Source organism: Bradyrhizobium sp. P2_E8 (genome assembly GCF_056403875.1).
The window spans coordinates 1-10,192 of record NZ_JBFUES010000163.1 but is presented as its reverse complement, the minus strand read 5'-3'; the positions used below and the strand labels follow the sequence as shown (position 1 = coordinate 10,192).

The following is a 10,192-nucleotide window of genomic DNA, read 5'->3' as shown; positions in this document are numbered from 1 at the left end:
GTGTTCTGCTGGCCGGCTGCGACACTGACCAGGTGTCGCTCGCGACCAACGCCAAGGCCAACCAGCCGGTGCCGCCAAAACTTCTCGCCGCGATGGTCGAGAAGGACATGGATCTGCAATCCCCGATCCTGGTCCGCCTGTTCAAGCAGGAGGCCGAGCTCGAGGTCTGGAAGCAGACCCGCAACGGCCAGTTCGCGCTGCTCAAGACCTATCCGATCTGCCGCTGGTCGGGCGATCTGGGCCCGAAGGTGCGCGAAGGCGACCGCCAGGCGCCGGAGGGATTCTACTCGATCAATCCGGGCCAGATGAATCCGCAGTCGGCCTATTACCTCTCGTTCAACACGGGCTATCCGAACGCGTTCGACAAGGCTCTGGGCCGTTCCGGCTCGCAGCTGATGGTGCATGGCGACTGCTCTTCGCGCGGCTGTTACGCGATGACGGACGAGCAGATCGCCGAGATCTATTCGCTCGGCCGCGAATCCTTCTTCGGCGGCCAGAAGGCGTTCCAGCTCCAGGCCTATCCGTTCAAGATGACGCCGGTGAACATGGCCAAGCACCGGAACAATCCGAACATGCCGTTCTGGAAGATGATCAAAGAAGGCTATGATCATTTCGAGGTGACGCGGCAGGAGCCGAAGGTCGATTTCTGCGAGAAGAAGTACGTGTTCGACGCGGCGAAGACGCCCGATGCCAAGCGCGATCCGGTGTTCGACGCGTCCGCAAAGTGCCCGGCCTATGTGATCCCCGAGGACATCGCGAGCGCCGTGCGCGAGAAGGACGCGCGCGACCAGGCCGAGTACGCCAAGCTCGTGGCCAAGGGCACGCCGGTCGCGCGCATGAACACCGGCATTGACGGCGGCATGAACAAGATCTTCGCCGCCAAGATTCCGGAAGGCTCGACCGGCCTGTCGGAGGGCGCCGAAGGCACCACGCTGCAGATGCTGGCGATGGCGAAGGCGCCGGGCACGATCCCCGGCCACGTCAATCCGCCCAAGCCGAATCTCGACGCGGCCGCGCCCTCGCCGCAGGAAGAGCCGGTCGTCGCCGTCAGCGCACCCGCGACCAGCACCCGCGTCGCGGCCGCTCAACCGGCCGAGAAATCCCAGGAAAAATCCCAAGAGAAATCCCAGAGTGGCGGCTTCTTCTCGAACCTTGGCCGCAAGATGGGCCTCGGCACCGCCGACACGACCGCGACCGCTTCGGCTCCGCCGCCGCAAGCCACCGCGTCCGTGGCCCCGGCCACGACGTCCACAACGCCGCCCAGCGCGGCATCAAGGCTGAAGGCCGCCGTGACCCGCTTTGTGCCCGGCCGCGACACGACCAAGGACGCGCCGAAGCCGGCTGTTGCCGCCGCCAAGCCGGCCGAGCCGGCGAAGCCCGACACCCGCCTCGCCGCAACGCGCCCGGCGCTGAAGCCGACGGTGTCGGATGATCCCGCTGGCGGCCCGCAGATGGCGGGCGCCGCGCCGGTGGTGCAGTCGAATTCGTTCGACAGCCGCTTTGGGGCGGTGAAGTAAACAACGGCTCTCGCTTCGGTCTGCTCAATCGACAATTTCCCACCGTCACCCTGAGGTGGCCGCTTCTTCAGCGGCCCTCGAAGGGCGACGGCCCGACTGGCAGCTCGGCCATTCATCCTTCGAGGCTCGCTTTGCGATGCTGCGCATCGCGCCGCTCGCGCCTCAGGATGACGGGACTGGCAGGAAGCCTGCGGCGAGAGACAGCCGTAGAGCGGGTAGTGAGAATCTACGGCGCCAGATACCGCATCAGTTCCGGATTGCCGCGCACATCATTCGCCTCCCCCTGCAGTGCGACCCTTCCGCGGTCCAGCACGTAGGCATAATCGGCGACGCGGAGCGCGAGGTCGAGGTGCTGCTCGACGATGATGACGGCGATGTTTTTCGCGAGCTCGATCAGGCGTTCGGTGATCTCCTCGATGACGCCGATCCAGACGCCTTCGGTCGGCTCGTCGAGCAGCAACAATTTCGGATCGCCCAGCATGGCGCGGCCGATGGCGAGCATCTTGCGCTCGCCGCCGGAGAGCGTGCCGGCGGGCTGGTCGAGGCGCTGGCCGAGTTTCGGGAAGATGGTCAGCACGTGGTCGACGGCGTCGGCCTTGCTGCTCGCGAGCGAGCCGACGGCGAGATTGTCGCGTACCGACAGGCGGGCGAACACCGAATGCTCCTGCGGGACGTAGCCGATGCCGGCGCGCACGCGCTCCTGGGTCGCGCGGCGGCTGATGTCGCGGCCGTCGAAGGCGACCTCGCCCTTCCACGCCGGCAGCTCGCCGACGATGGTCTTCATCAACGTGGTCTTGCCGGCGCCATTGCGCCCGAGCACGGCGACGCCGCCACGCCAGGGAATGCCGAGGTTGACGTCGAACAGGACCTGGCTGCGGCCATAGCCGGCGTCGAGATGCTTGATGTCCAAAAATTCAGGCACGGCGCAGATAGATCTCCTGGACGGATTTGTTGGCCTGGATCTCGGACACGGTACCTGACGCCAGCACCTTGCCCTGGTCGAGCACGGTCAGGCGATCGCAGATGTCGCGGATGAAATCGAGGTCGTGCTCGACGATGACGAGCGAGCAATGTTTTTTGATCGGCTGGAGCAATTCGCCGGTGACGCGGCGCTCTTCCAGGCTCATGCCGCCGGTCGGCTCGTCCAGCAGCAGCAGCTTTGGCTTGCCCGCAAGCGCCATCGCGATCTCCAGCCATTGCTGCTGGCCGTGCGACAGCGCCGCCGCCGCGTCGAAGGCGCGATCGGCGAGGCGGAACTGCGTCAGCATGGTCATGACCTGGTCGTGCAGCGCGCCGCGCGTGCGCGAGAACAGGAGGTCGAACAGCGAGGACTGCGCCTGGAGCGCGAGCAGGATGTTGTCGTAGAGCGTCAGCGTCGGCAGCACGCTGGTGATCTGGAATTTCAGGCTCATGCCGGCGCGGGCACGCTCGGTCGGCGTGAACGCGGTGATGTCGGTGTTGACGAAGCTCACCTTGCCCTGCGTCGGCACCTCGGCCCCGGCGATGCACTTCATCAGCGTGCTCTTGCCGGAGCCGTTCGGGCCGATCAGGCCGTGAAACTCGTTCTCGCCGACGGTGAGGGCTGCGCCATCGAGCGCGGTGAGCTTGCCGAAGATCTTTTTGATGCCCGCGGCCTCAAGGAGCGGCATTGCGCTTCTCCTTTCCGGGCTTCTTGTTCTCCTTGGGCTTCGCACCGAAGCTGCCGACCCGTTCGCGTTCGCCCAGCACGAAGCTGATCAGGCCGAGCGGCCGGAACAGGATCACGAGCAACAGCAGCACGCCCAGGATGATCGGCCAGATGTCGCGGTAATTGTCGGACAGCCAGAAGCTGACGCCTTCGACGATGACGGCGCCGATGACCGCACCGATCAGCGTGCCGGAGCCGCCGAACAGCACGTAGAGCACCACCTGCGTCGAGACGACGACGCCGACCATGTTGGGCCATACGAAACCCTCATGGAAGGCATAGAGGCTGCCCGCGAGCCCTGCGATGGCGCCGCCGATGGTGAAGATGATCGCCTTCAGATGCTGCGCCTTGTAGCCGAAGAAGGCGATGCGCTGCTCGTTCTCGCGAAGACCTGCGAGCGCGAGGCCGAACTGCGAGCGCACCAGGAAGCGGCAGAGCAGATAGACCACGACGAGGATGCCGAGCACGAGATAATAGAAGGCCGGCCCTTCCGAGAACTCGTAGCCTCCGAGCGTCATCGGCGCGATCGAGGGAATGCCGTTCTGGCCGCCGAGATAGTACCAGCCGCGTGCCAGGCGATCGGCGGCGTAGGAGCCGGTGAGCGTGCCCAGTGACACGAAGATCACGCTGGAGGGATGCCGGCCCAGCAGCAGGAAGCCGCCGAGCAGCAGCGCGAAGGTGAGGCCGATGATGGTGCCCGCGGGCAGCACCAGGAAGATGTTGGTGATGTCCAAGTCGCGCGCGAGCAGCGCGACGCCATAGCCGGCCGAGCCGAAGAACAGGGCCTGGCCAAAGCTCATGATGCCGGCATAGCCCCAGACCAGGTCGAACGACAGCGCGAACAGCGCGAGGATGATCACCCGCGTCGCGAACACCGTGAGATAGTCCTGCAGCACCAGCGGCGCGAGCAGCGCCGCGACAAGCACGACGCCCTCCACGATCGGCAGGACGTTTCGTCCTGCCGCGACCTGTACCGCTGCCGCGCGTTCAGCCATCGCATCGTCCGCTTCGTCGCCGGCGATGGCCTCTCTTACCACACTCATCGACTTCGGCATTCCGCCTCAGCATTCCTTGGGATCGACCAGACCGTCGCTGCGTCCGACGATCTCGTAGTTCCCGCCCTTGGCGACCGCGGTGTACATCTTCATCTTGCAGTGCCGCTTGCCCGGCACCATCTCGGCCGGTCCCCCGGGGCCCTCCGCGATCTTGGCATGGTCGAGCGCGGCGGCGACCGATTCGCGGTCGATCTTGCCCGCTTCCTTGACGGCCGCCTCCCACAGCTTGAGGCCACGATAGGTGCCGGTGGCGGCGCTGCCGGCAGCGAACAGGAAATTGCCCGGAAAGTCCTTCTCGTAGGCCGCCTGGATTTTTGCGTCGAACGGATTCTCCTTGGTCAGCACCTTGAAATAGTCGAGGCAGCTTGCGAGGCCCTCGATCTCGGCGGCCTGGTTGATGTTGAGCGTGTTCTCGTCGTAGTAGACGCAGGCGAGACGGCCGCCGTTCTTGAGGAAGCCCGCTTCATAGAGCTGCTTGAAGAACGGGCCGACGCCGGGCGGAATGACGGTGTTGAAGACGACGTCGACCTTGTTGGAGATGATGCGGTTGACGGTCGAGGAGAAATCGACCTGGTCGAGCGGATAGTATTCCTCGAACACGACCTCGCCGCCGTTCGATTCGATCACCTTGCGCGCATAGACGTTGAGCGTGTGCGGCCAGACATAGTTGGCGCTCGGCAGCGCGAACTTCTTGCCGCCGTTCTTGATCAGCCAGGGGATGAACTCGTCGCATTGCTGCGCCGGCGTCGGGCCGGTGCAGAACAGATAGGGCGTGCACTCCTTGCCTTCGTAGAGCTGCGGATAGATGTAGAGCGTCTTGCCGCGCGCCACGATCGGATCCTTGATCGCGTTGCGCATCGAGGAGGTGATGCCGCCCAGCACCATGTCGACCTTGTCGCGCTGGATCAGCTTGCGGACGTTGCCGACGGCGACGGATTCGTTCGAAGCGGTGTCCTCGATATAGAGCTCGAGCGGACGGCCGAGCAGGCCGCCGGCGGCGTTGATCTCCTTGATCACCATCTTGGCGACGTTGGCGTCGGCATTGCCCGCGTAGGCGATCGGGCCGGTGAGATCGGTGGCGATGCCGACCTTGATCGGGGCTTCGGCCGCATTGGCCCAGGGGGCCGGGATCACCCAGCTGCCGACGCCGGTTGCGACCGCGCCGGACGCAAAGGCGAAATTGGAGAGAAAGCGGCGGCGTGAGAGCTGCGTACGATCGAACATGTGACTAAACCCCTTTTCCAGCGATGAGGCCCTGCGGCCGGAATTTGATGAAGACAATAGCGAGCACGAAGACGAGGACGTCGGCGACGACGGGCGCCATCACCCATGGCAGCGCGGCACTGAGCGTGCCGATGACGCCGGCGCCTGCGACCGGTCCGATGAAGGAGCCGACGCCGCCGACCATCACCGCGACAAAGCCCTGGATCAGGAAGCGCAGGCCGAGATCGGCGAACAGGCTGAACACGGGCACGATCAGTGCCCCGGCGAGGCCGGCGAGCGCCGCGCCGAAGGCAAAGGTGGCACCATAGATCAGCGGCGTGGAGATGCCGGAGGCACGCGCCAGCGAAGGATTTTCCAGCGTGGCGCGGACGCGAAGGCCAAAGCTCGTGCGTGAGAGCAGGAGATAACAACCGCCCATCACCAGTAGCGTGATGACGATGATCGTGAAGCGCCAGGCCGAGATGTGCATCGCGCCGATGTCGATCGAGCCACCAATCGGCTCCGGCACGGTGAGATAGAAGCCGCCGATCAGCCCGCGCACGGATTCGCGAATGATCAGGCCCAGCGCATAGGTGCCGAGCATCGCCACGATCGGCGCGGCGTAGAACCGGCGGATGATCAGCGCCTCCAGCACGAAGCCGAGCGCGCCGACCACGAAGGGCGCCGCGACCATGCCGGCCCAGATCGGCAGGCCCCTGGCGTAGGCGAGATAGGTGATGTAGGCCCCGAGCAGGACGAACTCGCCTTGCGCGAAGTTGAAGATGCCCATCATGCTGGCGATGATCCCGAGCCCCAGCACGATCAGGACGATGATCGCGCCAAAGCTCAGGATCTCGAACGCCGCGACGAACGCGTTAGCCATTTGGTGGATTCTTGTTTTGACGCGTTTTCTTGACGCGAACCGGCATCCACTTCGCTCGAAAACGCTTCTGTGTTCCGTCCGTCTGCATCGACGCCTCGCTCACATCTTCTTCCAGTCGCCGATCTGCTCGAAAGCGTGCGCGGCGCGATAAATCGTGGATTCCTCGAACATGCGGCCGACCAGCATCAGGCCGACGGGCAGGCCGTCGACCATGCCGCAGGGCAGCGACATCGCAGGATGATGGGTGATGTCGAACGGCGCGGTGTTGCCGATCATCTCCAGCGCACGGGCGACGTAGTCCTCGCGGCTGGCCGTGGGCTCCGGCAGCTTCGTCGCCTTCATCGGCGTGGTCGGCAGCAGCAGGAGATCGTAGTCCCTGAAAGCCTTGTCGTAGGCTGCAGTCAGACGCCGTGAGATGTTCAGCGCCTTGCCGTAATAGCGCGGACCGAAATTGTTGTTGATGTAGGTCCCGAGCAGCAGGAACAGCTTTGTCGTCTCCGACAGCGAGTCCGCCTGCCGGCGCCAGCCGCGATGGAAATCCATCAGCGAGGTCGAGTAGAGGTCGGAGCGGGACAGGCCATAGCCGTCGCCATACATCATGGTCTGGGTCATGCCCTCGGTGCCGATCGGCGTCCAGATCGCGGGGCCGACGAGGTGCATCGGGATCGAGACGGTCTCGACGGTGGCGCCGAGATCCTTGAAACGCTTGGCCGCCTCGCGCACGCTCTCGTTCACCGCGGCTTCCGCGGTCGGCTGCTCAAAGCCTTCCTTGAGGATGCCGATCTTCATGCCCTTTACACCCTGGCCGAGCGCCTTGGTGTACTCCTCGACCTTGGGCGCTTTGATGCGCGGGTCATAGCCGTCGTCGCCGGCGAGCACCTCGAGCAGCAGCGCGTTATCGGCAACGGTCGCCGTCATCGGGCCGGTGTGATCGACGAAGATCTCGATCGGCATGATGCCGGTGTAGGGCACGAGGCCCCAGGTCGGCTTCATGCCGTAGGTGCCGCAGAACGAGGACGGCATGCGGATCGAGCCGCCCTGGTCGCCGCCGATCGCCATGTCGACCTCGCCGAGCGCGACGACGACGCCGCTGCCCGAGGACGAGCCGCCGGCCGAATAGCCCATCTTGTGCGGATTGTGCACCGCGCCGACCGCGCCGGTATGGCTGCCGCCGGACATGCAGAAGGATTCACAATGCACCTTGCCGGCGATCTCGGCGCCGGCATCGAGCATGCGCGTGACGATGGTGGCGTCGAAATCGGGAACGTAGCCTTCCAGCGTCGCCGAGCCGTTCATCATGGGAACGCCGGCGAGCATGATGTTGTCTTTCAGCGCGACGGTCTTGCCCTTGAGCTTGCCGCTGGCGGCGCCCTTCACCGTGGACTTGCGATACCAGGCGTTGCGCGGGTTCTCCTCGGGCGAAGGCCGATAGCCCGGCGTGCGCGGATATTTCACGTCCGGCACTTCGTCCGGCATTGCGCCGACGAGATTGTAGGCTTCGATCGAGCCCTGCATCAGGCCGCGGAACGAGGCGACGTCGTCGTCGGTCAGCGCGAGGCCGCACTGCTCGGCGACGCTGCGAAGTTGGGCGGGCGTTGGAAGGACAACTGTCACGGCGCTCTCCTTGAGGCTTCTTGATMCCTGGCTTTGATGGAGGCCGCTCGCTCGCGCTTGCACAGCGCGGGCCAATCGGCTTCGCCTCGATATTACAGACGGAAATATTTTCCTTTTCAAGTATTATTTCGAAAATCCGCCGCGACAGACGAGCGACCGATGTCAGAGCGTCTTGATGAGCTTGAAGTCGAGACCGTCCGCCTCGGCGAGATACATCGGCATCTCGGCGCGGCCATCGCGGATGGTGACGGGTCCGCGGCCCGCCGAATAGACGGTGTTGCGCGCCGCCTTCAGCAGCGGATGCAAGGCGAGGGAGCCGGCACGGTTGGCCACGGACTCCAGGAACCGCAGCCCCTCGTAATTCGACTGGCCGACGGAACCGACGGGCGGCGCGTGCGGGCCGAACATGGCCTGATAGCCGCCGAGGAACTCGTCATTGGCGCGCGAGGCCATGCAGTTGAAATAGCCGGAGGCGCAGAACAAATTCTCGGTGTTGTCGGCGCCGATTCCGAGCAGCACAGTCTCGTCCATCGCACCCGCGAGCCGCAGCGTGGAGGTGGCGAGGCCAGCCTCGGCAAAGGCGCGGTTGAAGGTGATGCTGTCGGTGCCGATCAGCGAGATCAGCACCACGTCAGGCTTGGCGGCGCGGATGCGCGCCAGATGCGGCTCGTGATTGTCCTCGCCGACGGGGACGAACTCCTCGCCGACGACCTGGCCGCCGGCTTCCTTGATGTAGCGCTTGACCGCGCGATGCGATTGCCAGGGCCAGACGTAATCGCTGCCGATCAGGTACCAGCGAGTCGCCTTCTTGACGTCCGCCAGCCAGTGGATCGACGGCCGGCTCTGCCAGCGCGGCGTCTCGCCGATCGCCATCACGCCCGGCGTGCGCTCGCCGCCCTCATAGACCGGCGTATAGATGTAGGGGATGCGGTTGCCGGTGACCTTGCGCAGYGCGACGCGGACGGCGCTGATATGCGACCCCATGATGAGGTCGACCTCGTCGAAGGCGATCGCCTGCTCGGCGCGCTGCACCACCTCGTCGATCGGGCCGCCAGAATCGTAGATCGACAGCTCCAGCTCGCGGCCCAAAATGCCGCCGCGCTTGTTGATCTCGGCGACCGCCAGCATCGCGCTGTTGGTGGAGGTCGGGCCCCAGATCCCGGGCGAGCCGGTGAAGGTGAGGAAATTGCCGATGCGCAGCTTGTTGCGTGCGCCGCGGCGCTTCATGAAATGCGCGTCAACCGGAGACAGGTCGAAGTCGGCCGCCGACGACGACAGATTCCTGAACAGCAAAGACGGCGGCAACGCCGGGCCGCCGTGAGCCGGGAAGTTTACCGTCGCGCGCACGCCAACTCCTGTCTGGCACCAGACCTGAAAGCACATTGAGCAGGCGGCCGCGGCTTCCGCCCTTTTGTTGGGCAATGATCCTATTTTGAAAATATTGAATATTCAAGAATTGAAGTGCATATAGATGCAGCATTGATTGCAAGACATTCACTCATTTGGGTCAAGACGAAGTCTTAGCCGTGGCAAAACCGTCGAAAGAAAACTCCCCGATCACCGAACACCTCGCCTACCTGCTCGCGCAGRCCAACCGGGAGATCAACCGGCAGCTGGAACTGCGCTTGAGCAAGGAAGGTGTTCCCGTCGAGCAATGGCGCATCCTGAAGGTCCTGTCGGACGGCAACGGCCATTCGATGGGCGAGCTTGCGGACGCCGTGCTGCTCAACCATCCGACGCTGACCAAGATGATCGACCGCATGGTCTCCGACACGCTGGTCTATCGCGTGCAGGATCCGAACGACCGCCGCAAGGTCCTGATGTTCATCTCCGACCGCGGCAAGGTGCTGTGCAAGAAGCTCAACTCGCTCGCGGTCGACCAGGAGGAGCACATCCTGGAGAGCTACGGCGACAAGTCGACGAGCGAATTGAAGCGGCTGCTGGAGAGCTTGATCGACAGCTCGAATTGAGTCGGCGCGCAATTCAATTCCATCGTCGTCCTGGACAAGCGCAGCTCCCGACAACGCGCAGCGTTGTCTCGAGCGGAGCGCAGATCCAGGACCCATTACCCCAAGAGCAGGCTTGACGAAGACTCGTGGTTGCCGGCGTCGCGCCGCGACTTCTCCCTGGGGTAATGGGTCCTGGCTTTCGCCAGGACGACGATGTGGGACTAGTTGAGCGCTACATACTCAACCGTCATCGCCCGCGCAGGCGGGCGATCCAGTATTCCAGA

General features: G+C 64.5%; 9 protein-coding genes. 2 read left to right on the top strand and 7 right to left on the bottom strand.

Annotation, left to right across the window (positions count from 1 at the left end):
- A partial coding sequence (locus tag AC1D00_RS11870; protein WP_477010795.1) for a L,D-transpeptidase family protein occupies positions 1–1,517 on the top strand: 1,517 nt, incomplete at its 5' end.
- 226 nt (positions 1,518–1,743) lie between these two features.
- On the opposite strand, the gene AC1D00_RS11865 is transcribed toward AC1D00_RS11870, so the two are convergent.
- From AC1D00_RS11865 to AC1D00_RS11835, 7 genes are all read right to left on the bottom strand, one after another.
- Positions 1,744–2,439: a branched-chain amino acid ABC transporter ATP-binding protein gene (locus AC1D00_RS11865; RefSeq protein ID WP_027545251.1), complete on the bottom strand. Its 696-nt coding sequence runs from the start codon at positions 2,437–2,439 to the stop codon at positions 1,744–1,746.
- Positions 2,432–3,166, bottom strand: coding sequence for an ABC transporter ATP-binding protein (locus tag AC1D00_RS11860; RefSeq protein ID WP_135174905.1), 735 nt, complete (start codon positions 3,164–3,166; stop codon positions 2,432–2,434). The genes AC1D00_RS11865 and AC1D00_RS11860 overlap by 8 nt, the downstream gene beginning before the upstream one ends.
- Complete coding sequence (locus tag AC1D00_RS11855; protein WP_477010794.1) at positions 3,153–4,259, bottom strand: branched-chain amino acid ABC transporter permease; 1,107 nt, start codon at positions 4,257–4,259, stop codon at positions 3,153–3,155. Before AC1D00_RS11855 ends, AC1D00_RS11860 begins: the two co-directional genes overlap by 14 nt.
- Positions 4,260–4,265: 6 nt before the next feature.
- Positions 4,266–5,483, bottom strand: coding sequence for a substrate-binding protein (locus AC1D00_RS11850; RefSeq protein WP_025576495.1), 1,218 nt, complete (start codon positions 5,481–5,483; stop codon positions 4,266–4,268).
- A gap of 4 nt (positions 5,484–5,487) precedes the next feature.
- The gene (locus tag AC1D00_RS11845) at positions 5,488–6,345 is read right to left on the bottom strand and encodes a branched-chain amino acid ABC transporter permease (protein ID WP_025576496.1); all 858 of its coding nucleotides are present in this window, start codon (positions 6,343–6,345) and stop codon (positions 5,488–5,490) included.
- Between the two features lie 99 nt (positions 6,346–6,444).
- Positions 6,445–7,959 (bottom strand): amidase, encoded by a 1,515-nt coding sequence (locus tag AC1D00_RS11840; protein ID WP_477010793.1) that lies wholly within the window; start codon positions 7,957–7,959, stop codon positions 6,445–6,447.
- A gap of 162 nt (positions 7,960–8,121) precedes the next feature.
- Positions 8,122–9,306 (bottom strand): substrate-binding domain-containing protein, encoded by a 1,185-nt coding sequence (locus tag AC1D00_RS11835; RefSeq protein ID WP_404552133.1) that lies wholly within the window; start codon positions 9,304–9,306, stop codon positions 8,122–8,124.
- Between the two features lie 179 nt (positions 9,307–9,485).
- Here AC1D00_RS11835 and AC1D00_RS11830 point away from each other — a divergent pair, with 179 nt between their 5' ends.
- Positions 9,486–9,929: a MarR family winged helix-turn-helix transcriptional regulator gene (locus AC1D00_RS11830; protein WP_477010792.1), complete on the top strand. Its 444-nt coding sequence runs from the start codon at positions 9,486–9,488 to the stop codon at positions 9,927–9,929.
- The last annotated feature ends 263 nt before the right edge of the window (positions 9,930–10,192 follow it).